Raw genomic sequence first — 25773 nt, forward strand, 5'->3', positions numbered from 1 at the left:
TCCCTGATCGAGGGTCGGCACCCCTGGAATCAGGGCCCGCACGCCGGATGTCAGTGGCGCTTGGCATCATGGCGATCATGAGTCACAACATCGCGTACTCCACCGCGGACAAGGCCGACGTCCTGGCCTTTCTGGGCAGCAAGGGGGACCTCACGGCGGATCAGCTGCGCCGTCTCGCCACCATGCGCAGGTGTGCCGAGGCGGACCAGGAGGACCTCGACCACCAGGGCGTCGACTGGGGCATGTCCATACCGGAGGCGCTCGACCACCTCATCGCCGGGCGCACCGATTCGGACGCGCGCTGCGCGGGCAACGCCTACCACACCGCGTTGCAGTTCATCATCGACCGCAACGCGTCCGATCCGTCCCAGCTGGGCACCTACTCCAAGCCCTCGACGTTCTTCGGCCTGGTGGACGACGAGATGCGCCGTCTCGGCGTGCCCGCCGACCTCCTGCCCCACGGCTACCTCTACGGCGGGCTGCCCGACGACTTCCCGTTCATCCCCCACTCGATGGACGGCTACCCGGCCATCGGCCACTTGCCGCTGGCCAGGACCAAGCCCGCCGCCGACGCCTATCGCGCCGTCCTCGACCGGATGGACCCGGACTTCCGGTACGACGTTCAGGAACTCGTCACCGCACTCGACTTCGAGCACGGCGAGTGGGAGTACGCCACGAAGCATGTCGACTGGTACACCCAGGACACGCTCTTCTTCAAGCTCACCTGACCCACCGCCACTGCCCGGGCTTCCGGGACGCGGTGGGATCCCTTCACGGCCGGCTCCGTACCGAGCCGAGGACGACCGCTGTTCCCGCGATGCCCGCTCAGCGGCCGTCGGCGGTGGTGCTGCGGGCGGCGGTGGCGGTCAGGCGGCGGGCGATGAGTGAGGCGTGGATCTCGCCGGCCCGCACCGCGGTGTGGGAGAGCAGGGTGGAGGTGATGCCGTGGGTGTGTTCGGTGCCTCCTTGCAGATAGATGTCGGAGACGACGTTCGGGGTGGTCAGGACACGGTGGTCCCGGCCGATGAGGAGGGCGTCCTCTTCGTCGCGCAGACAGAGCTTGCCGACCTCGCCGAGGCGCTCGCCGATGTCCTGGGGCCGGTAGCCGGTCGCGTGGACGAGCAGGTCGGCGGTGAGGACGTCCCGTTCGCCGGTCGGCAGGTACTCGACGGTGACGTCCAGCCGGTCCCCCCGGTGCCCGACCTCACGGATGCGGGAGACGTTCAGCATGCGCAACCGCTGCGTGCCCTGGACCTTCTCCTGGTACATGGTGCGGGAGAGGGCCTCGATCAACTCCATGTCCACCACGGAGTAGTTGGTGCCGCGGTGGTAGTCGAAGAGCGACTGCTTCACGTCGCGCGGGGCGTGGTAGTAGATGTCGACGGCTTCGGGGTCGAAGATGCGGTTGGCGAAGGGGCTGTCGTCGGCCGGGGTGTAGCCGTACTTGGCGAAGACGGAGCAGATCTCGGCCCCGGGGAAGCTGCGATGCAGATAGTCGACGGCTTCGGCCGCGCTCTGGCCGGCGCCGAGGACCACGGCCCGGCGCACCCGGGTTCCGTTGCCGAGCAGTTCGGCGACCCTGGGGATCAGTTCGCTGGTGTGCCAGACGCGGTCGGAGAGCGCGGTGCCGTGCGGAAGGTGGGGCTCCATGCCGGTGGCCACGCAGAGGTTGCGGGCGCGGCGGACGATCAGCCGCTCGGAGTCGTCCGGGTCCCGGCTGTGGACGTCGAACCAGCACACCTCGCCGTCCCGCGTCACCGGTTTCACGGCGACGACCTCGGCGGAGTACTGGACGAGTCCGTCGACGCGGGCCGCGGCCCATTCGAAGTAGTCGTGGAACTCGATGCGCAGGGGGAACAGGGTCTTCTGGTTGAGGAAGTCCACCAGCCTGCCCCGCTCCCGCAGATAGCAGAGGAAGCTGAAGTCGCTGGTCGGATCGCGCATGGTGACCAGGTCCTTGAGGAAGGAGACCTGCATCGTCGCGTCGTCGATGAGCATGCCCCGATGCCAGCCGAATCGCGGCTGCTTCTCGAGGAACCCCGCCACGAGCCGGTCGCCGTCGGGGACTTGCGCGTTGTGCTCCTGAATGGCTATGGCCAGGGCCAGATTCGACGGTCCGAAGCCGATGCCAAGGACGTCGTAGATGCTGCCGGGCCCACTCTGCAGTGTCTTCACCGCGTCATCGCCTCCCTAAGCAGGCACATGTTAGATAAGGTTAGCCTTACCTTGCAATGTCTGAGGAGGGTTCCATGCGGGTCGTCATGTTCGGCTACCAGACCTGGGGTCATCGCACGCTGCAGGCTCTGCTGGACTCCGAGCACGAAGTCGTGTCCGTCGTCACCCACCCGAAGAGCGACCACGCCTACGAGAAGATCTGGGACGACTCGGTGGCCGATCTCGCCGAGAAGCACGGAGTGCCGGTGCTGCTGCGCAACCGGCCGGGTGACGACGAACTCCTGCGTGTGCTGCGGGATGTGGCGCCCGACATCATCGTGGCGAACAACTGGCGGACCTGGCTGCCTCCGGAGATCTTCGATCTGCCGCCGCACGGCACCCTCAACGTCCACGACTCGCTGCTCCCGGCGTACGCGGGCTTCTCCCCGCTGATCTGGGCGCTGATCAACGGCGAGAAGGAGGTCGGTGTGACGGCCCACCGCATGGACGCCGACCTGGACATGGGCGACATCGTGCTGCAGCGCTCCGTCCCCGTCGGGCCCCGGGACACCGCGACCGACCTCTTCCACCGGACGGTCGACCTCATCGGCCCGATCGTGGTCGACGCCCTGGAACGGATCGAGTCCGGTACGGCGGTCTGGACGCCGCAGGACCGCAGCCGGGCCAGCTTCTTCCACAAGCGGTCGATCGAGGACAGCAGGATCGACTGGAGCTGGCCGGCGGAGGATCTGGAGCGCTTCGTCCGCGCCCAGTCCGACCCGTACCCCAACGCCTTCACGCATCACCGCGGAGAGCGCATACGGATCGTCTCCGCGGCCGTCTCCCAGGGCCGTTACGGCGGCACACCGGGCCGGATCTTCATCCGCGAGGGCGACGGGGTCGTCATCGTCGCCGGAGCGGACGCGAGGTCGGGCCGCCGCCACGGCCTGGTGGTCGAGAAGGTGCGCACCGAGGACGGCGAGGAGCACGCCGCGACGGACTACTTCCGCACCATGGGCGGGTACTTGACGCCCCGCCCCTGAACCCACTGAACCCCCTGAGCCCCTCGGGGCCGGTCGCGGTCAGCCCGCCGTCCCGGTGGCCGCGACCGGTTCCGAGGCATCGTCGTGGTGCCGTCCGATGGGGATGATCATCGGTGTTCCGCTGACCGGGTCCTGGGCGACCTGACAGCGGAGGCCGAAGACCTCCTCCACGGTCCGTGCCGTGATGACGTCCCCAGGGCCGCCCTGCGCGACGATCCTGCCGGACTTCATCGCGATGACGTGATCGGCGTACCGGCAGGCCTGGTTGAGGTCGTGCAGCACCATCACGACCGTGCGGTTCTCGTGCCGGTTGAGATCGGTGATGAGGTCGAGGACGTCGATCTGATGGGCCAGGTCGAGATAGGTCGTCGGCTCGTCCAGCAGCAGGACCGGTGTCTCCTGGGCCACGGCCATGGCGATCCAGGCCCGTTGCCGCTGCCCGCCGGAGAGTTCGTCGACGGCGCGGTGGGCGAGGTCCGTCATGGCCGTGGCGCGCAGCGCCTCGTGGACCGCCTGTTCGTCGGAGGTGGACCACTGCCGCCACCAGGTCTGGTGCGGCGAACGGCCCCGGCCGACGAGGTCGATGACGGTCAGGCCCTCGGGCGCGACCGGTGACTGCGGCAGGATGCCGAGGCGCCGGGCCAGTTCACGGGTCGGGATGGACTGCACCGAGCGTCCGTCGAGCCGTACGGTGCCGGCGCGCGGCGCCAGCAGCCGGGCGAGGGCCCTCAGCAGCGTCGACTTGCCGCATGCGTTGGCGCCGACGATCGCGGTGATCCGGCCCGGCGGTATGGCCACGTCGAGGCCGTCGACGACCACTCGGCTGTCGTAGGCGAGCCGCAGTCCCTCGGCGCGCAGATCGGGCCCGGCCCCGGCGTCGAGGACGGCGGGGCCGAGGGGGCCGGCCGGGTGGACCGCGTTGGTGGTGTCCGATGACATGTGTTCACCCTCCTGAGCCGGCGCGGTTGGCGCGGACGAGCAGCCAGAGCAGGACCGGAGCGCCGAGCACTCCGGTGACGATTCCGACGGGAAGCTCCGTACCGGAGATCAGTTTCCGTGCGATCAGGTCGGCGACGAGCACGATCAGCGCTCCGGTGAGCCCCGAGGCGACGGGCGGCGGCCAGGCGGTACGGGCGAGTCGTTGCGCGATCTGCGGCGCGGCGAGCGCCACGAACGCGACCGGGCCGGCCGCCGCGGTGCCGAAGGCGACCAGTCCGACACCGGTCAGCAGCACGGCCAGCCGGACCGGCTGGACGGCCGTCCCGAGGCCCCTGGCGACGTCGTCGCCGAGTTGCAGGGTGCGCAGCCGGCGGCCGAGCAGCAGCGAGGCGGGCACCAGCACGGCCATGGCCGCGGCGAGCGGGCCGACCTGGTCCCAGCCGCGGCCGTTGAGATTGCCGACGAGCCAGCCGAGGGCGGCCTGGGCCTGGAACTGCCCGCCCCTGGCCATGAGGTAGTCCGTGATGCTGGTGCAGATCCATGCGACGCCGATCCCGACGAGGACGATCCGGTAGCCCGTCGTCCCGCGTTTCCAGGCCAGCGCGTACACCAGCAGCGCGGCGGCGAGCGCGCCGAGCAGGCCGAGGGTCTGGGTGCTGAGTCCCGCGTCCTGGCCGAGCACGATCCCGGCGACGACCGCGGCGCCCGCACCCTGGGTGATGCCGATCATGTCGGGGCTGGCCAGCGGGTTGAGCGTCATCGTCTGGAACAGCGCGCCCGAGATCCCGAAGGCGATCCCGACGAGCAGCGCGGCCGTGGCGCGGGGCAGCCGCAACTCCTCGACGATGAGGACGGTTCCGGGGTCGCCCGTGCCCACGACGGCCTGCATCACCTCCGTCACGGTGAACGGGATGTCGCCGAAGGTCATGCCGAAGCAGAACGCCAGGAAGCCGGCGGCGGCGAGGACGAGGGACACCACGACCAGCCGGGGTCGCAGCACACCGGAGACGGGCGGGACGGACAGCCGGAACGTGATCCGCCCAGGGGTCCGCGCGGATGTCCGCCCGGGGGCGGGGCCCGGTGCGGGGCCGGACGATTCGGCAGGCAGCAGATCGGTCATGCTCACAGCTCCGCGAGTCGTCGGCGGCGGACCATCGCGATGAAGAACGGGCCGCCGATGAAGGCGACGAGGATGCCGGCCTGGATCTCCACCGGTCGGGCGAGGAGCCGTCCGACGATGTCCGCGGCCAGCAGCAGACTCGGGGCGAGCACGGCCGACAGCGGCAGCAGCCAGCGGTGGTCCGGGCCGACTCCGGCGTACTGGGCGAGGATCCGGGCGAGATGGGGGACGACCAGGCCGACGAAGACCACGGGGCCGATGACGGCGACGGCTCCGCCGGTGAGCAGGGTGACCGCGAGGACGCCCTGGACGCGGACCAGGCCGGTGCGCAGACCCAGTGAGGCGGCCACGTCGTCGCCGAGGGCCATGCTGTTGAGGGCGGGCGCGCAGGCGAGGGCGAGCACGGCGCCGACGGCGAGGAACGGCAGGACCTGGCCGAGGACGTGGTCGCTCTGGCCGGCGAGCGAGCCGGCGGACCAGAAGCGGTAGCGGTTCAGCGCGTCCGGGTCGGTCAGGGCGACGGCGCTCGTCAGGGAGAACAGCAGGGAGGTGACGGCGACTCCGGCGAGCGCGAGCTTGACCGGCGTCGTACCGGAGCGGCCCAGTCCGCCGAGCAGATAGACGAGCAGGCTCGCGGCGAACGCGCCGGCGAAGGCGAACCAGATGTAGCTGTAGACGGATCCGAGCCCGAGGACACCGACGGCGAACACGATGGCGAAGGCCGCGCCGGCGGTGACGCCCAGCACGCCGGGGTCGGCCAGTGGATTGCGGGTGAGCGCCTGCATGAGCGATCCGGACAGTCCGAGCGCCGCGCCCGCGGCCAGCCCGAGCACGGTCCGCGGGACACGCACGGACCAGATGACGTTCTCGATCCGGGTGCTCGGCGCGTGGCCGAAGAGGGTGTCCCACACCTGGGTGAGGGGCACGCTCAGAGCTCCGGAGACCATGGACAGGACGCACAGGGCGAGAAGGGCGGCGCCCGGCAGGCCCACGAGGAGCACCGCGCGGGGGCGTCGCGCCCGGATCACCGAGCTCTCCACGTCAACTTCCTTAGGTTAGGCAGCCCTTAACTGTAGAGCAGTGACCAGCGCGCTGCCCACCGACGGAGAAAGCCCTCGGGGATCTCGCGTGGGATCCCCTATTGGATTAGGTAACCCTTACCTTACTATGGCGCCGACCCCGGCTTCTGCGAGCCGGCTCCGACAGACTGGGGAGGCTCGGCCACCGTGTCCGGTTCCGAAGAAGTCGTGTCGTACTGGCGGGAATTGCTCGACCCGCTCCCCCAAGAGACGGCGTTGCCGACGGACCGTCCGTATCCGGTCGAACCGGCCGGGGAACGGTCGGTACGCATCGGCCGCATCACGCCGGCCGAGACCGCCACGGACGAGGCACTGCTCGCGGCGTACGCGGCCGTGCTGCACCGCTGCAGCGGCGCGCCGGAGATCACCGTCGGGCATGAATCGCTGCCCGTGCGCGTCGACTTCGCCGCGGAACCGACCTTCGGCGAACTGGTACGCAGGGTCACGGACGCCTGCGACGGCGCACGCGCGCACCGGATCCCACCGGCCGAGCTGGTGGAGGCGCTGGAGCCGGAAGCGACCCGGGGCGGCGGGCTGTTCTTCAACACCGCGTTCGGCACCGCCGCCCGGCCGGCCGGGGACGCGCCCGGTCCGCTCGATCTGGTGCTGGAGGTCTCCCCCGACGGCGAGGTGCGGGCGACGTACCGGTCCGACCTCTTCGAGGCCGCGACCGTCGACCGGCTCCTCGGGCAGTACGCGACCCTCCTCGCCGATGGCCTGGCACGGCCGGAAGTGCCCGTCGGAGCCCTGGAGTCGATGACGGCGGAGGAACACCGCCGCGTCGTGGCGGAGTGGAACGCGACCGGGCACTCCGTGCCCCTCGCCACCTGGCCCGCGATGTTCGCCGAGCAGGTCCGCGCGCGCCCCGGCGCGATCGCGCTGGTCTTCGAGGACGAGCGGCTGACGTACGCCGAACTCGACGCCCGGGCCAACCGGCTCGCCCATGCGCTGCTCGCGCGCGGCGCCGGTCCCGAGCGGATCGTCGCCCTCGCGCTGCCCCGTTCGGCCGAGCTGATCGTGGCCGAGGTCGCCGTGCTGAAGGCGGGCGCCGCCTATCTGCCGATCGACCACGACTATCCGGCGGACCGGATCGCGTACATGCTGGCGGACGCCGGTCCGGTCTGTCTGGTCACCACGGCCGAGACGGCCGAGGAGTTGCCGGCCCGCGACGGGACGGCGCTCGTTCTGCTGGACACGGCGGAGACCGCGGCCGAGTTGGCCGCCCGGCCCGTCCACGACCCCACCGACACCGACCGCGGCGCTCCGCTCGGCGTCCTGAGCGCCGCGTACGTCATCTACACCTCCGGGTCCACCGGGCGGCCCAAGGGCGTCGTCCTCGCGCACAGCGGAGTGGCCAAGCTCGTCGCCACCCAGACCGAGCGCTTCGGCATCGGACCGCACAGCAGGGTCCTGCAGTTCGCCTCGCCGAGCTTCGACGTGGCGTTCTGGGACCTGTGCCTGGGGCTTCTGTCCGGCGGCCGGCTCGTCGTCGTGCCGTCCGAGCGGCGGGTGCCCGGCGCACCGCTGGCGGACTACGCGAACGCGCACGGCATCACGTTCATGATCCTGCCGCCCGCGCTGCTCGCCGCCATGCCCGACGACGTCCGACTTCCGCCCACGGCGACGCTGCTGGCCGGAACCGAGCGGGTCTCGCCCGAGCTGGTCGGCCGCTACGCGCGCGGCCGGATGATGTTCAACGCGTACGGCCCGACCGAGGCGACCACCAACTCCACGCTCGGGCTGTGCGACCCGGACACCCCGGCGGGCGCCGTCGTCCCGATCGGCGGCCCCGACCCGGGCACCCGGGCCTACGTCCTCGACGCGCGGCTGCGGCCGGTGCCGGTGGGCGTGCCCGGCGAGCTGTACCTGGGCGGCGCGGGGCTGGCGCGCGGCTACCTCGGACGGCCCGGACTGACCGCGGAACGCTTCGTCGCCGACCCCTTCGGCACGCCGGGCGAGCGGCTGTACCGCACGGGCGACCTGGTCCGCTGGAAGGCCGACGGCAGGCTGGAGTTCCTCGGCCGCGCCGACAGCCAGGTCAAGATCCGCGGCTTCCGTATCGAACCGGGTGAGATCGAGTCCGTCCTGCGCCGCCATCCGGCCGTGGACCAGGTCGCCGTCGTCGCCCGCGAGGACCGGCCCGGCGACCGGCGTCTCGCCGCCTACGTCGTCCCTTCGCTCGACCCCGGTTCCGGCCACGACGGGACGGGGCAGGTCGTCGAGGAGTGGAAGGAACTGCACGAACTGCTGTACAGCGCGGCCGGGTCCGACGGATTCCGGGAGAACTTCGCCGGCTGGAACAGCATGTACGACGGCCGGCCCATTCCGGTCGAGGAGATGCGCGAGTGGCGCGACGCCACGGTCGACCGCATCCGCGAACTGGGCGACGCCGGGCGGGTGCTGGAGATCGGCGTGGGCAGTGGACTCGTCCTGTCCCGGATCGCTCCCGGCTGCGCGGCGTACTGGGGTACGGACGTCTCGGACGAGGCGGTACGGGCGCTGCGCGCCCAGGTCGCGGCGGTGCCCGGGCTGGCGGACCGGGTCGAACTGCGCACCCTGCCCGCGCATGACGTCCGCGGGCTGCCCGAGGGCTGGTTCGACACGGTCGTCATCAACTCCGTGGCGCAGTACTTCCCGAGCGCGGAGTATCTCGCCGACGTGCTGCGCAAGGTGTCGGGGCTGCTCGCCCCGGGCGGCCGCGTGTTCGTCGGCGACGTCCGCAACCTGCGGCTGCTGCGGGTGCTGCGGGCCGCCGTGGAGACCCGCAGGGCCGAGGCGGACGCGGACGGCGGCGAGCCCGAGAAGGCCGCGCTGAGGGCTGCGGTGGAACAGTCGGTGCGCTGGGAGGGCGAGCTGTTGCTCGACCCCGACTTCTTCGCGGGTCTGACGGACTTCGACGCGGACATCCGGGTGAAGCGCGCGGTGTTCCACAACGAGCTGAGCCGGTACCGGTACGACGTGGTGCTGCGTCCCCGGTCGGTGTCGGCGCCGGCGTCCCCGTCGGCACCGACGTCCGCGTCCCCGTCCGCGTCCGCGTCCGCGGGCGGGCATGCCCGGGTACCGGCCAGGGAGGTCCGCTGGACCGACGCCGCCGGCCTCGGCCGGGTGCTCGCCGAACGGCCGCGGCGGGTGCGGGTCGTCGGCGTGCCCAACGGCCGTCTCGCCGAGGACCTCGCGGCTCTGCGGGGCCTCGAGGACACCGACCGGCCCGCCGTCGAGGGTGTCGATCCGGAGGTGTTCCACGTCCTCGGTGCCGAGCACGGTTACCGGGTCGCCGTGACCTGGAGCGGGCACGCGGACGACGGCGCCTTCGACGTCGTCCTCGACGACGGTGAGGAACCGCTCGGCGCCGTGTACCGGCCGGGCCCGGGATTCCCGTACGCCAACCGGCCCGCACCCTTCCGCGACATCACCGCGCTGATGAAGACCCTGCGCGCGCACGCCTCCGAGTGGCTGCCCGAGTACATGGTGCCGTCGGCCCTGGTGCCGCTCGGCGCGCTCCCGGTGACCCCGAGCGGCAAACTCGACGTGAAGGCGCTGCCCGTGCCGGACTACGGGGCACTGAGCTCCGGCAGGGCTCCGCGCAACGACCGCGAGAAGCTCCTCTGCGGGCTGTACGCCGAGGTTCTCGGGCTGCGGTCGGTCACCGTGGACGACGACTTCCTCGCTCTCGGCGGCGACAGCATCAGCGCGATCCAGCTGCTGATCCTGGCCAGGAAGGCCGGGGTGCGGCTCACTGTGCGCGATGTGTTCCGGCACCGCACGGTCGCCTCACTCGCGGACGTCGCCGTCGACCGGTCGCTCACCGGCACGGGCGAGGACGGCGAACCGCTCGTGCGGCTGGCCGACGGGGAACTGGAGCGGATCGTGGGCGGCGACCCGCTCACCGTCGAGGACGTGCTGCCGCTCACCCCGCTCCAGGAAGGCTTCTTCTTCCATTCGCTCCTCGCCCGTGGCGACGCGGACGCGTATGTCGTCCAGCAGGTCGTCGAGCTCGCCGGGCCCGTGGACGGCGAAGCGCTGCGGCGTGCCGCACAGGCGCTGCTCGACCGGCACGCCCCGCTGCGTGCGGTCTTCCGGGAGCGTGCCGAGAGCGGTCCCGTGCAGCTCGTCACCCGTGGTGTGCCGCTGCCGTGGCGTGAGCTGGACCTGTCCGCCCAGGAACCTTCGGCGCACGAGGCGCTCGCGGCGGCCCTCGCCGACGACGAGCGCGCCCGCGGCTTCGACCTGGCCCGTCCACCGCTGCTGCGCTGCGCGTTCGTGCGGTACGGGCCCGAGCGTGGCGCGCTCGTCCTGACGTTCCATCACATCGTCGCGGACGGCTGGTCGCTGCCCGTGCTGCACCGTGAACTGATGGCCCTGTACGGCGCGGACGCGGGCTCGCCCCTGCCCGAGGTCGCCCCGTACCGCTCGTATCTGCGCCGGCTGGCCGGGCAGGACCGGGAGGCCGCGCGCGAGGCCTGGCGGACCGCGCTGGCCGGACTCGACGAGCCGACGCGGCTGGTCGACGCCCCGGCGGACGGTGCGCCGCTGCGGCCGGGGCAGGTCCGCGTCGAACTGGACGAGCGGACCACCGCGCGTCTGGCGGCCCGGGCGCGCGAGCTCGGTGTCACCCTCGGCACGGTCGTCCAGGCCGCCTGGGGTCTGCTGCTCGGCCGGCTGACCGGCCGGCAGGACGTGGTGTTCGGGACGACGGTCTCCGGACGGGACGGCGAGGTCGACGGCATCGAGTCGATGGTCGGGCTGTTCATCAACACGCTGCCGACCCGGTTCCGCTGGCAGCCCGCCGACCCGTTGTCCGGCCTGCTCACGCGGTTGCAGGACGAGCAGGCCCGGCTCCTGGACCACCAGCATCTCGGGCTGGCCGAGGTGCAGCGGATCGCCGGTCCTGCGGGCAGCGGTGAACTCTTCGACACACTCGTCGTGTTCGAGAACTACCCGGCGGACGCGGATCTGCGCGACGCGTCCGGATCGGTCCGGATCACCGGGCACGAGTTCCACGACGCCGTCCACTATCCGCTCGCCCTGGTCGTGAAGCCGGGCCGCCGGCTCGATCTGCGGCTGAAGCACCACGCGCAGCGGCTGGACGACGGGGACGTCCGGGCGATCGGGGAACGGCTGTCGCGGGTCCTTCACGCGTTCGCCGAGGACTGCGGCAGGCCGGCCGCGGCGGTCGGGCTGCTGTCGCCGAGGGAGCTGACGCAGGCGCGCCTCGACGGTGCCCGGCGCGAGGTCCCGGCCACGACGCTCGCCCGCGCCTTCGCGGAGCAGGCCGCCCGGACGCCGGACGCGGTCGCCGTCGTGCACGGCGCCGTGACGCTGACGTACGCGGAACTCGACGCCCGGGCGCAGGCGCTGGCCGCGCGGTTGCGCGCGGGCGGTACCGGGCGGGGCTCGGTCGTCGCGGTCGCCGTGCCCCGGTCGCCGGAGCTGATGGTGGCACTGCTCGGAGTACTGAAGTCCGGGGCGGCGTATCTGCCGGTGGATGTGGACTATCCCCTCGACCGGGTCGCGTACATGCTGGGCGACTCGGGTGCGGCGGTCGTGGTGAGCGTCGCGTCGGCCGCGCGGCGGCTGCCCGAGGTCGCCGGGCTCCGCCATGTCGTCCTGGACCCGCCAGAGGCGTCCGAGTCCTCGGTGCCGGATGCCGCCCGGTGGCCGGGGGAAGCCGGTCGGGAGCCGAGGACGCACGGCCCGGCACAGCCCGACGACGACGCGTACGTCATCTACACCTCCGGATCGACCGGCCGTCCGAAGGGGGTCGTCGTCAGTCATCGCGCCGTCGTCAACCGGCTGGCGTGGATGCAGGGCGAGTACGGACTCACTGCGGACGACCGGGTGCTGCAGAAGACGCCGTCGAGCTTCGACGTGTCCGTGTGGGAGTTCTTCTGGCCGCTCATCGAGGGCGCGGCGGTGGTGCTCGCGAAGCCCGACGGGCATCGCGATCCGGCCTACCTCGCCGGGCTGGTGCGCGAACAGCGCATCACCACGATGCATTTCGTGCCGTCGATGCTCGAAGCGTTCCTGCAGGCCGAGGAGGTGACCGGGGATCCCGGGTGGGCGGTGTCCCTGCGCCGGGTGTTCAGCAGCGGTGAGGCGCTGACCGGCGCGGCCGCGGGCAGGTGGCACGCCCTGACCGGAGTGGCGCTGCACAATCTGTACGGTCCCACCGAGGCCGCGGTGGACGTCACGTACCACCCGTACGACGGCACCGAGGACGGGCTCACCGTGCCGATCGGGCGCCCGGTGTGGAACACGGGGCTGCGGGTGCTCGACTCCTGTCTGCGGCCGGTGCCGGCGGGCGTGCCCGGGGAGTTGTATCTCACCGGGGTCCAGCTGGCCCGGGGCTATCACGGCCGTGCCGCGCTGACGGCCGAGCGGTTCACGGCGGATCCGTACGGGCCGCCCGGCAGCCGGATGTACCGGACCGGGGACCTGGTGCGGCGGCGCTCGGACGGCCGCGTCGAGTACCTCGGCCGTACCGACCGGCAGGTCAAGCTGCGCGGCAACCGCATCGAGCTGGGAGAGATCGAGTCCGCGCTCGCCGCGCACCCCGAGGTCGCCCAGGCGGCGGTGACGGTCCGCGAGAACGCCCTGGTCGCGTATGTCGTGCCCGCCCGGGACGCACGGCCGGAGGCCGCCGCGCTGCGCGCCGCCCTCGCGGACGCGCTGCCGGCGGCGATGGTGCCCACGGGCTATGTCGCGCTGGACGCGCTGCCGCTCACGCCGAGCGGAAAGCTGGACCGTGCCGCGCTGCCCGCGCCGCGGGCCGTCCGCGCGGTGGCCCGTGCGCCGAGGAATCCGCGCGAGCAGCTGCTCACCGAGATCTTCGCCGCGGTGCTGAAGCTCGACGACGCGGGCGTCGACGACGACTTCTTCCTGCTCGGCGGCGACAGCATCAGCTCCATCGGGGTCGCCGGACGGGCCCGCCGGGCGGGTCTGGACCTGAGCCCCCGGGACGTCTTCGAGCACCGCACCCCCTCCGCCCTGGCGGCGGCCGCCGCGACCGTACCCACGCAGCGGCGACCGGAGCACGACACGCCGTCCGGACCGGTGCTCACCCCGGAGGAGCGGGAGCGGGTGGAGCTGCTGGCACCGGGCCGGATCGAGGACGTCTGGCCGCTGGCGCCGCTCCAGGAGGGCCTGTTCTTCCACTCCACGTACGACGACAGCGCCCTGGACGTCTACACCGTCCACGAGTCCTTCGACTTCGCCGCGCGTGTCGACGCCGACCGGCTGCGCGCGGCCGCACGGACGCTGCTCAGGCGCAATCCGAGCCTGCGCGCCGGGTTCACCAGCGAAGGGCTGCGCCAGCCGGTGCAGTTCATCGTGCGCGACCCGCAGGTCCCTCTGGAGGAGGCCGACCTGTCCGGCCTGAGCCCGGCCGAACAGGACCTCCGGCTCACGGAGTTGATGGACGCGGAGCGCACCTCACGCTTCGATCTGACCCGGCCCCTGCTCTTCCGGATGCTGCTCGTGCGGCTCGGTGAGGAGCGCGGCGACCGGCTCGTCATCGGGCGCCATCTCATCCTCTGGGACGGCTGGTCGGCGTGGCTGTTCCTCGATGAGCTGTTCGCCCTGTACGAGAGCGGGGGCGACCCGGACGGTCTGCCGATGCCCGGCTCGTACCGTGACTATCTGCACTGGCTGGACCGTCAGGACAGCGGTGACGCGACCCGTGCCTGGCGGGCCGCGCTCGACGGTCTCGACGAGCCGACGCTGCTCGTTCCCGCCGTCTCCGACCGAGGTCTCGAGCCCGTCATCCCGGAACGTCTCGACGCCGCGCTGCCGGCCTCGACCGGGGAGCGGCTGCGGGACACGGCGCGGCGGCACGGCCTGACGCTCAACACGGTGCTGAACGCCGCCTGGGGGCTGGCCCTGGCGAGCACCACGGGCCGGACCGACGTCGTCTTCGGCACGACGGTCGCGGGACGGCCCAGCGAGGTGCCGGACGTCGAGAGCGTCATCGGCATGTTCCTCAACACCGTGCCCGCGCGGATCGCCTTCGACCCGGACGAGCCGGTGCTCGCTCTGCTGCGCCGGATCCAGGCGGAGCGCCTGGCGCTGATGCCGCACGAGTATCTGGGTCTGGGCGTGCTCCAGGCCGAGACCGGGCACCGGCGGCTCTTCGACACGCTCTTCGTGCTGCGGAACTCCGACACCGAGGAGCGGCTCGCCGGACTGCGGGAGCGGCACGGGGCCACGGCCGTGGCCAATGTCGACGCGACCCACTATCCGGTCAGCCTGGTGGTCACCCCGGGCGAGCGGGTCGGGATCACCCTGGCCTACCGGCAGGACCTGATCACCGCCCCGTACGCGCGGACGCTGCTGGAGCGCTTCACCCTGCTGCTGGACCGGCTGGTCGCCGACCCGGACGCCCGCACCGGCTCTCTCGATCCGCTGCTGCCCGCCGAACGGGACGCGCTCGCCCGGGCGGACGCGGAGGGCCGCGACCCCGTTCCGGACGAGACCGTCGCCGACATGCTCGCCGCCCAGGCCGCCCGCACTCCCGACGCGACGGCGCTCGTCTTCGGCGCGCGGACCCTCACGTACGCCGAACTCGACGCGCGCTGCAACCGGATGGCCCGGCTGCTCCTGGCCCGTGGGGCCGGTCCCGAGCGGATCGTCGCGCTGGGTCTGCCGCGCTCCATCGACATGGTCGTGACGCTGTTCGCGGTGCTGCGCACCGGTGCCGCGTATCTGCCGCTGGAGCTGGACCATCCGGCCGACCGGCTCGCGCTGATGCTCCAGGACGCCCGGCCCCTGTTGCTGCTGTCGACGGCCGCGGTGTCCGAAACCCTGGAGGGGGACCTCCCGCGTGTGCTCCTGGACGATCCGGGAACCGTGGCCGAGCTGGCGGCGCTGCCGGCCGGTCCGGTCGGCGTCCGCTTCAGCCTGGAGCACCCCGCCTACGTCATCTACACCTCCGGCTCCACGGGCCGGCCGAAGGGTGTGGTCACCCCGTACCGCGGTCTGACGAACATGCAGCTCAACCATCAGACGGAGATCTTCGCTCCGGCGATCGCCTCGGCCGGCGGCCGCAGGCTGCGCATCGCGCACACCGTCTCGTTCGCCTTCGACATGTCGTGGGAGGAGCTGCTGTGGCTCGTCGAAGGACATGAGGTGCACGTCTGCGACGAGGAACTGCGCCGTGACGCCACCGCCCTGGTCGCGTACTGCGAGGCCCATCGCGTCGACGTCGTCAACGTGACCCCGACGTACGCGCATCTGCTCATCGAGGAGGGCCTGCTGGAGGGGCACCGGCCGCCGCTGGTGCTGCTGGGCGGCGAGGCGGTCACGGAGACCGTCTGGAACCGGCTCCGGGACACGGACGGCACCTACGGCTACAACCTGTACGGCCCGACCGAGTACACGATCAACACGCTCGGCGGCGGCACGCACGACAGCGCGACACCGACCGTCGGACGGCCCATCCGTGCCACCCGTGCGCACATCCTCGACGGCTGGCTGCGGCCCGTCCCCGACGGCGTACCGGGCGAGTTGTACATCGCGGGCGTCGGTCTCGCGCGCGGCTATCTGGACCGGCCGGGGCTGACGTCGGAGCGTTTCGTGGCCGATCCGTTCGGCGCACCGGGTGAGCGCATGTACCGCACCGGTGACCTGGTGCGGCGGCGGCCGGACGGCAATCTGGACTTCCTCGGCCGCACCGACGACCAGGTGAAGATCCGCGGCTACCGGGTCGAGCTGGGCGAGATCGAGACCGCTCTCGACCGGCATCCGCAGGTGTCCCGGGCGGCCGTCGTCGCCCGTGACGATCCGGGCGCGCCCGGCACCAAGCGCCTCGTCGGGTACGTCGTCCCGGCCGAACCCGGTGACGAGGCACGGCAGGCGGCCGAGCGCGAGCAGATCGGCGAGTGGCAGGAGATCTACTCCGCCGAGTACGCCGAGATCGGCACCGCCGTGTTCACCGAGGACTTCGCGGGCTGGAACAGCTCCTACGACGGCGGACCGATCCCGCTGGAACACATGCGGGAATGGCGCACGGCCACGGTCGAGCGGATCCGTGAACTGCGGCCCCGGCGCGTCCTGGAGATCGGTGTCGGCTCCGGGCTGCTGCTGTCGCAGCTCGCCCGCGACGCCGAGGCCTACTGGGCGACCGACTTCGCCGCGCCCGTCATCCGCAAGCTCGGGGAGGATCTGCGGCGCGATCCGGAGCTGGCCGCGAAGGTCGAACTGCGGTGCCTGCCCGCCGGAGTGACCGACGGGCTGCCCACCGGCTTCTTCGACACGATCGTCATCAACTCCGTCGTCCAGTACTTCCCCAGCCTGGACCATCTGGCCGAGGTGATCGACGGGGCGATGGATCTGCTCGTGCCCGGCGGTGCGCTGTTCATCGGCGATGTCCGCAATCTCCGTACGGCCCGGGCCTTCCAGAGCGCCGTCCAGCTCACCCGCGCCGGGGCGGACGCCGACCCGGACGCGGTCCGCGGGGCGGTGGACCGGGGAATGGCGCTGGAGAAGGAACTCCTCGTCGACCCCGACTGGTTCGGCACGCTCGGTTTCGGTGTCGATCTGCGCACCAAGTCGGGGCGGTTCCGCAACGAGCTGACCCGGCACCGCTACGACGTGGTCCTGTACCACGACCGTGCCCATGCGCTGGAGGTCGGCGACGCCCTGGCGGTCGACTGGGCGGGCGCCGGAGCGCTCGCCGCGTATCTGGACGACAGGCGCCCCGAGCGGCTGCGGGTCCGGCGCATCCCCGACGCCCGTACGGCGGACGAACTGGCCGCCCTGCGCGCACTGGAGGAGGGCCGGCTGTACCGGGGGGACGCGGGCGGGGTGGAACCGGACGCGGTGCGCGAGCTCGCGGCCGGGATCGGCTACCGCACGCTGACCACGTGGTCCGACGAGGCCGGCCACTTCGACGCCGTGTTCCTGCGGGACGTGCCGTGCCAGGGCTTCCGGGTGTCGGGCGGACTGTATCTGCGCGGCGGCGAGCGGGCCGGGTACGCCAACACGCCGACGACGGCCCGTGGCAGCGGTGCGCTGGTCCGGCGGCTGCGCGAGGACCTCGGGCGGGAGCTGCCCGGCTACATGGTGCCCGCGGCCTTCGTGGTCCTGCCGCGACTGCCGATGAACGACAACGGCAAGCTCGACGTACGGGCCCTGCCCGACCCGGAGCCCGCCGTCGCGCTCACGGCGGGGCGCGGCCCAGGCACCCCCGAGGAAGAGGCGCTGTGCCGGCTCTTCGCGGAGGTGCTGGGACTGCCACGGGCCGGAGCCGAGGACAACTTCTTCGATCTCGGCGGGCATTCGCTGCTCGCCACCCGGCTGATCAGCCGGGCCCGTACGGACCTCGGCGCCGAGCTGGCCATCCGGGATCTGTTCGAGGCGCCCACTCCCGAGCTGCTGGCGCGGCGCGCCGGCACGGGCAGGCCGGCGCGCCCGGCGCTCCGGGCGAGCGAGCGGCCGGAGCGGGTGCCCCTGTCGGCGGCGCAGCGGCGGCTGTGGCTGGTGGAGCGGATCGACGGCGGCTCGGTCGCGTACAACTTCCCGCTGGTCTTCCGGCTGCGCGGGGAGCTGGACCTGGACGCCCTGCGGGCGGCGCTCACCGACGTGTCGGAACGTCATGAGGTGTTGCGGACCCGGTTCCTGGAGCAGGACGGTGAGCCGTACCAGTGGATCGCCGCCCCGGGCGAGGCGGAGCCGGAGTTCTCCGTCGCCGACTGCGGCGAGCGGGAACTGCCGGAGCGGATCCGGGCGGCACAGCGCCGTCCGTTCGACCTCGGCCGCGAACTGCCGCTGCGCGCCGAGGTGCTGAGGGTCGGCCCGGCCGATCATGTGGTGGCCCTGGTGCTGCATCACGTCACCACCGACGAGTGGTCCGACCGGCCGTTCCTCGCCGATCTGAACGCGGCGTACGCGGCGCGGGCGGCGGGGCGCGCGCCGCGGTGGGCACCCCTGCCGGTGCAGTACGCGGACTACACGCTGTGGCAGGACCGGCTGCTGGAGGAGGCCGCCGAACGGCAGCTCGCCTACTGGACCGAGGCCTTGCGCGGCGCGCCCGAGGAGCTGGCGCTGCCGCTGGACCGGCCACGCCCGGCCTCGCCCACGGGGGCCGGTGGCAGTGTGCGCGTCGAGCTCCCGGCCGCGACCGCGGGCGCACTGCGTGAGCTGTCGGCCGAGCGGGGCGCCAGCATGTTCATGCTGTTCCAGGCGGCGACGGCGGTGCTGCTGCACCGGCTGGGCGCCGGGGACGACATTCCGCTCGGTGCGCCGATCGCGGGCCGCAACGACACGGCACTGGACGATCTCGTCGGCTTCTTCGTCAACACGCTGGTGCTGCGGACCGATCTGTCCGGGGATCCGTCGTTCGCCGAACTGCTGGGCCGGGTACGGGAGTCCGCCCTGGAGGCCTTCGAGCACCAGGACCTGCCGTTCGACCGGGTCGTCGAGGCCGTCAATCCGGCGCGGGTGGCGGGCCGCAATCCGCTGTTCCAGGTCATGCTCGGCTATCACTACCGGCCGGACGGCGATCCGGAGGTGTTCGGGCTGCCGACCGAGTGGTTCGACATGGACACCGGGATGGCCAAGTTCGACCTCCACTTCACCTTCGTGGACGAGTCCGGGCGGCTGGTGCTGCTGCTGCAGTACGCGACGGACCTCGTCGACGCCGCCACGGCCGACCGGCTGGCCGCGCGCATGCTCACCCTGCTGGACCGGATCGCGGCCGAACCGGGCCTGCCCGTGGGCCGGCTCGATCTGCTGGCCGAGGACGAGCACCACCGTGTGGTGAACGGCTGGAACGACACCGCGCGCGACATCCCTGCGACGACGCTTCCGGAGCTGTTCCGGGCCCAGGTGGCCCGTACGCCGGACGCCACCGCCCTCCTCGTCGACGGCGAGGACGACGACGGGCGGGCCGCGGAACGGATCACCTACGCCGAGCTGGACGCCCGTGTCGAGGAACTGGCCCGGGTGCTGGCGGGGATGGGCGTCGGCCCTGAGGACACGGTCGCGGTCGCGCTGCCGCGCTCGGCCGACCTGGTGGTGGCGCTCCTCGCGGTGCACCGCGCCGGGGCGGCGTATCTGCCGCTGGACCCGCAGTACCCGGCCGAGCGGACCGCGTTCATGCTGGCGGACGCCGGGCCGGTGTGCGTCATCAGGGACCGGCTGCCCGAGGGCGTACCGGGCGAGCTGCCGCGGTCGTACGACCCCGCGCACCCGGCCTATGTGATCTACACGTCCGGTTCCACCGGGCGGCCCAAGGGCGTCGTCGTCCCGCAGTCGGGCATCGTCAACAGGCTGCTGTGGATGCAGGACACCTATGGGCTCACGGCCGCCGACCGGGTGCTGCAGAAGACCCCGCTGAGCTTCGACGTGTCCGTCTGGGAGGTCTTCTGGCCGCTGATCACCGGGGCCACGCTGGTGCTCGCCACACCGGACGGGCACCGGGACCCGCGCTATCTGGCGCGGCTCGTCCAGGACCGGGGCGTCACGACGGCGCACTTCGTGCCGTCCATGCTCCAGGCGTTCCTGGAGGAGCCGGCCACCGCCGGATGCACCGGTCTGCGCCGTGTGATGTGCAGCGGCGAGGCGCTTCCCCCCGTCCTCGCCGGACGCTTCCACGAGGTGCTGCACGCCAGCGAACTGCACAATCTCTACGGGCCCACGGAGGCGTCGGTCGACGTCACCGCCGTCCCGGTCCTCCGTGGCGCGGCGACGGTCCCGATCGGCCGGCCGGTGTGGAACACCCGGGTGTACGTGCTCGACCCCGCGCTGCGCCCGGTCCCGCCGGGTGTGGCGGGTGAGCTGTATCTGGCCGGTGTCCAGCTCGCGCGCGGCTACCTGGCCAACCCCGGTCTGACGGCGGAGCGGTTCACGGCCGATCCGTACGGTCCGCCCGGCGCCCGGATGTACCGCACGGGAGACCTGGCCCGGTGGAGCGCCGACGGTGTCGTGGAGTACCTGGGCCGCACGGACGACCAGGTCAAGATCCGTGGCTTCCGCGTGGAGCCGGGCGAGGTCGAGGCGGTGCTCGCCCGGCACGCGTCCGTGGCCCACGCCGTCGTCGTCGCGTACGACCAGCGGCTGGTGGCCTACGTGGTCCCGGCTGCGAGCCACACCGCCGACGGGGCGGAGCTGCGCCGGCTAGCGGCGGCCGTTCTCCCGGCGCACATGGTCCCGGCGGCCTGTGTCGCCCTGGACGCCCTGCCGTTGACGCCCAACGGGAAGCTCGACCGCAGGGCGCTGCCCGTTCCCGACTTCACCGCCGCGGCGCGGTCCTCGGGGCGCAGGCCGCGCACGGCGCGCGAGGAGATCCTGTGCGAGGAGTTCGCCGGGGTGCTGGGCGTGCCGAGGGCCGGTCTCGACGACGACTTCTTCGCCCTCGGCGGTCATTCGCTGCTGGCGATGCGGCTGGTGAGCCGGATCCGTTCGGCCCTGGACGTGGAGGTGTCGCTGCGTGACGTCTTCGACGCGCCGACCCCCGCCCGGCTGGGTGAGCGGCTGGAGGGAGCGGCCAGGAGCGCGGCGAGGCCGGCGCTGACCGCACGCACGCGTCCGGAACGGCTGCCGCTGTCGTCGGCACAGCAGCGGCTGTGGGTGCTCTACCAGGTGGAGGGCGCGAGCCCCACGTACAACATCCCGACCGCCTGGCGGCTTTCGGGCGCCCTGGACGCCGGGGCGCTGCGGGCCGCCGTGCAGGATCTGGCCGAGCGGCACGAGACGCTGCGGACGGTGTTCCCGGAGGCGGACGGCCGGGCGTACCAGCTGGTCCTGGACCTGGACGCCACGCACATCCCGGTGGAGCTGCGGCGGGTGGGCGGTGAGGACCTGGCCGCCCGGCTCGCCGAGGCGGCGGCGCACGGGTTCGCGCTGGATCGCGAACCCCCTCTGCGGGTCACCGTGTTCGAGACGGGTGAGCAGGAGTACGTGCTGCTGCTCCTGCTGCACCACATCGCCGGTGACGAGTGGTCGGACCTGCCGCTGAGCCGTGACCTGGCCACCGCCTACGCGGCGCGTGCGGCGGGACGGGCACCCGAGTGGGCGCCGCTGCCGGTCCAGTACGCCGACTACACGCTGTGGCACCGCGAGGTGCTCGGTGACGAGAAGGACCCCGAAAGCCTGGCGTTCCGTCAGCTCGGCTTCTGGCGGCAGGCCCTCGCCGGGCTGCCGGAGGAGCTGGTGCTGCCCACCGACCGGCCACGGCCGCTGGAGGCCACGTACGCCGGCGGCACGGCGGATCTGTCGATCGGCGCGGAGCAGGCGCGGGAGCTGCGACGGCTGGCGCGGTCCTGCGACGTCAGTATGTTCATGGTCGTCCAGGCCGCCGTGGCGGCCCTGCTGACGCGGCTCGGCGCGGGCACCGACATCCCGCTGGGCAGCCCCATCTCGGGCCGCGCCGACCGGTCGCTGGAAGAACTGGTCGGCTTCTTCCTCAACACGCTGGTGCTGCGCACCGACACCTCCGGCGACCCGACGTTCCGTGAACTGCTGGGCCGGGTGCGGGAGGCCGACCTGGCCGCGTTCGACCACCAGGACGTGCCGTTCGAGCGGCTGGTGGAGGTGCTCAACCCGGCGCGTTCGCTCGCGCGGCATCCGCTGTTCCAGGTGATGGTGGTGTATCTGACGGCCGGCGGGGAGGAGCCCGGGCTGCCCGGACTGCGTACGCGCCGGGAGGAGGTCGGGCAGTCCACGGCCAAGTTCGACCTGTCCTTCGACTTCGTGGAACGGGCCGGCGGGGACGGCGTGGACGGGGTGCTGGAGTACAGCACCGACCTGTTCGACCGGGCGACCGCGGATTCCTTCGCGGAGCGGCTGCTGAGGATCCTGCGTGCCGTGGCCGCCGACCCGGACACCCGGGTGAGCGGGATCGACATCCTGGGCGAGGCCGAGCGCCACCGCGTCCTGCACGAGTGGAACGACCGGCCGCAGGCGGGCCCTGCGACCACCGTTCCCGCGCTGTTCGAGGAACAGGTGCGCAGGTCGCCCGACGCCCCCGCGGTGGCTTCCGACGGTGTCGAGCTGACGTACGCCGCGCTCGATGCCGAGGCCAACCGGCTCGCCCGGCTGCTGGTCGCCCACGGCGCGGGGCCCGAGCGGTTCGTCGCCCTGGCCCTGCCCCGTACCGCCGCGTTCATGGTGGCCGTCCTGGCCGTGCACAAGGCGGGCGCCGCGTATCTGCCGCTCGATCCGGACGCGCCGGCGGGGCGGACGGCCGGGATGCTCGACGACGCCCGGCCCGTACTGACGCTCACCACCCGGGAGTTCGCGGACGTCCTGCCCACGGCCCCTGCGGTGCCGGTCCTGTTGCTGGACGCACCGGAGACCCTGGAGCGGCTGGCCGCCCAGGACCCGGGCGGCCTCTGCGACGGCGACCGCGGCGGTCCGCTGACCCCGTGGCACCCCGCGTACCTCATCTACACGTCCGGCTCCACGGGCCGCCCGAAGGGCGTGGTCGTCACCCACGAGACGGTGGGCCATCTGTTCCACAGCCACCGGGAGACCCTGTACGCGCCGGCGGTCGAGGCCACCGGCAGGCGTCATCTGCGCGCCGGGCACGCCTGGTCGTTCTCGTTCGACGCCTCCTGGCAGCCGCAGCTGTGGCTGCTGGACGGGCACTGTGTGCATGTGGTGTCCGAGGAGACCCGGCGCGACCCGGAGCTGCTCGCGGCGGCCGTCGTGGCGCACGGCTTCGACTTCCTCGAGGTGACGCCGTCGTTCTTCGCCCAGATGACCGAGACCGGACTCGTACGGGACGACCGGTGTCCGCTCGCCGTCGTGGGTGTCGGCGGTGAGGCCGTGCCGACGGCGCTGTGGGAGCGGCTTCGCCGGCTGCGGGGCACCGAGGCGTTCAATCTGTACGGGCCGACGGAGTCCACCGTCGACGCGCTGGTCGCGCGGGTACGGGACAGTGAACGACCGCTCGTCGGCCGGGCCGTGGCCGGTACGCGCGCCCATGTCCTCGACGAGCGGCTGCAGCCGGTGCCGCCGGGTGTGACGGGCGAGCTGTATCTGTCGGGCGGCGGTCTGGCCCGGGGCTATCTCCACGATCCGGCGCTGACCGCGGAGCGGTTCGTGGCCGATCCGTTCGGTGCGCCGGGCTCCCGGCTGTACCGGACCGGGGACCTGGCCCGCTGGACCCCCGGCGGGCAGGTGGACTATCTCGGCCGGGCGGACGACCAGGTGAAGATCCGCGGCTTCCGGGTCGAGCTGGCCGAGGTCGAATCCGTCCTGGCGGGCCATCCGGCGGTCGGGCAGACCGTGGTGACGGCCCGCCAGGACGGGCCCCGGAAGCAGCTGGTGGCCTATGTGGTCCCCGCGGCCGGACGGTCGGCGGATGCGGGCGCGGATGCGGCTGCGGCTGCGGCTGCGGATGCGGATGCGGATGCGGATGCGGCGACGCTGCGTGCGTACGTCGCCGAACGGCTTCCGGACTACATGGTGCCCGCGGCGGTCGTGCTCCTGGAGGCGCTGCCCAAGCTCGCCAACGGCAAGCTGGACCGCGGCGCGCTGCCCGCGCCCGCCTTCTCCGCGATCTCGTCGGGACGCGCGCCGAGCACACCGGTGGAAAGCATCCTCTGTGCCGTGTTCGCCGAGGTCCTCGGACTGGAGCGGGTCGGTGCCGACGACGACTTCTTCGTCCTCGGCGGTGACAGCATCGTCGCCATGCAACTGGTCGGCCGGACGCGTGCCGCGGGCCTGCGGATCACGCCGAGGCTGGTGTTCCGCCACCGGACCCCGGCGGGCCTGGCGACCGTGGCCACCGGACTGACCGAGGCCACCGGCTCCGCCCCGGCCGGCGACGACGGTACGGGCACCGTCCCGCTCACGCCGGTCATGCACTGGCTGCGGGAGCTGGGCGGCCCGTTCCGCAGCTACCACCAGTCGGCGCTCGTCCGGACGCCTACGGAGCTGGACCTGCCGAAGCTGGCCGCCGTGCTGCAGACGCTGGCCGACCGGCACGACATGCTGCGGGCCCGGCTGGTCCGCGCGGGCGGTGAGGCGTGGTCCCTCGAAGTTCCGCCGGCCGGTGCGGTGGACGCCGCCGCCTGGATCGAGCGCGTCGATGTGGCCGGGATGGACGAGGGGGCCCTGCGGGCGGCCGTGGCGGAGCGGGCCCGTACCGCCCGTTCGGCGCTGGACCCGGACGCCGGACTGATGGTCGTGGCGGTGTGGTTCGATGCCGGGGACCGGCCGGGACGGCTGCTGCTGATGGCGCACCATCTGGTCGTGGACGGTGTCTCCTGGCGGGTGGTGCTGCCGGAGCTCGCGGCCGCCTGGGCGGATGTGTCCGAGGGCCGGTCGCCCGCGCCGGAGCCCGCCGGAACGTCGTTCGCCCGCTGGTCGCGGACGCTCACCGAGCTGGCCCGGGACCCGGCGCGGGAGGCCGAACTGGCGGTGTGGACCGAGGTCCTGGACGCGGTGGAGCCGCTTCCGCTGAAGCGGCCGCTGGACCCGGCCCTCGATACGGCGGGCACGGTACGGGAGGTGGCGCTGCGGCTGCCCGCCGAACGGACCGGACCGCTGCTGTCGGCCGTGCCGGCCGCGTTCGGCGCGACCGTCAACGATGTGCTGCTGACGGGCCTCGCACTCGCGGTGGCGGACTGGCGTCGCCGCCACGACGGCGGCAGCGGCACCGCGGTCCTGGTCGACCTGGAGGGGCACGGCCGCGAGGAGGAACTGGCCGGGGACGACGCCGATCTGTCCCGTACGGTCGGCTGGTTCACCAGCGTCTTCCCCGTCCGGCTGGACCCGGGCCCGGTCGATCTGCCGGGCGCGCTCGCCGGCGGCGACGCCGTCGACGAGGCGCTGCGGCGGGTCCGGGAGCACCTCGGCTCGCTGCCCGCGAACGGTGCCGGGTACGGCATGCTGCGGCATCTCAATCCCCGCACCGGGCCGGTCCTGGCGGAACTGGCCGTGCCACAGATCGAGTTCAACTATCTGGGCCGCTTCGGGATCCCCGAGGAGACCGACTGGTCCTACGCCCCCGAGGAGGAGGTCTCCGACATCGGCCCGGAGCCGGACATGCGCGAAGGGCACGCGCTGACCGTCAACGTCGTCACCGAGGACCGGGCCGGTGGACCGGTCCTCGCCGCCCACTGGTCGTACCCGGAAGGCGTGCTGTCCGGGGAGGCGGTGCAGGATCTCGCCGAGACCTGGTTCCGGGCGCTGGAGTCCCTGGTGGACCGCGCCGCCGCCCGTGGCCGTACCGAGAAGTCCGTACACCCGCACCGAGGAGAATCACGATGACGAACCCGTTCGAGAACGAGGACGGCGTCTACTCCGTCCTCGTCAACGACGAGGACCAGCACAGCCTGTGGCCCGAGTTCGCCGAGGTCCCGGCGGGCTGGCGGGTGGTCCACGGGCCCGGGAGCAGGCAGTCGTGCCTGGACTACATCGAGGCCAACTGGACCGACATGCGCCCGAAGAGCCTCCAGGAGTCGATGGGCGGCTGACGCGGGGCAACGGAGAA

8 protein-coding genes are annotated in these 25773 nt (G+C 72.7%); 4 read left to right on the forward strand and 4 right to left on the reverse strand.

Translation table 11 applies throughout. The features are described from left to right. The first annotated feature begins 77 nt into the window (after positions 1 to 77). Positions 78 to 728 carry a DUF7691 family protein gene (locus OG766_RS02165; protein WP_328724405.1) on the forward strand — a complete coding sequence of 217 codons (651 nt, stop codon included), beginning with the start codon at positions 78 to 80 and terminating at the stop codon, positions 726 to 728. Between the two features lie 97 nt (positions 729 to 825). Here OG766_RS02165 and OG766_RS02170 read toward each other — a convergent pair whose 3' ends face one another. Then, positions 826 to 2175 (reverse strand): lysine N(6)-hydroxylase/L-ornithine N(5)-oxygenase family protein, encoded by a 1350-nt coding sequence (locus tag OG766_RS02170; RefSeq protein WP_266377094.1) that lies wholly within the window; start codon positions 2173 to 2175, stop codon positions 826 to 828. Positions 2176 to 2249: 74 nt separating this feature from the next. Here OG766_RS02170 and OG766_RS02175 point away from each other — a divergent pair, with 74 nt between their 5' ends. Continuing rightward, the gene (locus OG766_RS02175; protein ID WP_266377092.1) at positions 2250 to 3197 is read left to right on the forward strand and encodes a methionyl-tRNA formyltransferase; all 948 of its coding nucleotides are present in this window, start codon (positions 2250 to 2252) and stop codon (positions 3195 to 3197) included. Positions 3198 to 3236: 39 nt separating this feature from the next. Here OG766_RS02175 and OG766_RS02180 read toward each other — a convergent pair whose 3' ends face one another. From OG766_RS02180 to OG766_RS02190, 3 genes are read right to left on the reverse strand one after another with little or no spacing between them, the layout of a single operon-like run. Next, entirely contained in the window at positions 3237 to 4136 is a 900-nt protein-coding gene (locus OG766_RS02180; RefSeq protein ID WP_328724406.1) for an ABC transporter ATP-binding protein, read from the reverse strand. Positions 4137 to 4140: 4 nt separating this feature from the next. Continuing rightward, positions 4141 to 5256 carry a FecCD family ABC transporter permease gene (locus OG766_RS02185; RefSeq protein WP_328724407.1) on the reverse strand — a complete coding sequence of 372 codons (1116 nt, stop codon included), beginning with the start codon at positions 5254 to 5256 and terminating at the stop codon, positions 4141 to 4143. Positions 5257 to 5258: 2 nt separating this feature from the next. Further along, a complete protein-coding gene (locus OG766_RS02190; protein ID WP_266377086.1) occupies positions 5259 to 6296 on the reverse strand; it encodes a FecCD family ABC transporter permease in 1038 nt (345 codons plus the stop codon). A 186-nt stretch (positions 6297 to 6482) separates the two neighbouring features. Between OG766_RS02190 and OG766_RS02195 the strand changes: the two genes are divergently transcribed. After that, positions 6483 to 25550: a non-ribosomal peptide synthetase gene (locus tag OG766_RS02195; RefSeq protein WP_328724408.1), complete on the forward strand. Its 19068-nt coding sequence runs from the start codon at positions 6483 to 6485 to the stop codon at positions 25548 to 25550. Beyond that, positions 25547 to 25756 (forward strand): MbtH family protein, encoded by a 210-nt coding sequence (locus tag OG766_RS02200; RefSeq protein WP_266377079.1) that lies wholly within the window; start codon positions 25547 to 25549, stop codon positions 25754 to 25756. Before OG766_RS02195 ends, OG766_RS02200 begins: the two co-directional genes overlap by 4 nt. Positions 25757 to 25773: the final 17 nt, after the last annotated feature.

Source organism: Streptomyces sp. NBC_00259, assembly GCF_036181745.1.
In the GTDB taxonomy this organism is placed as follows: domain Bacteria; phylum Actinomycetota; class Actinomycetes; order Streptomycetales; family Streptomycetaceae; genus Streptomyces; species Streptomyces pratisoli.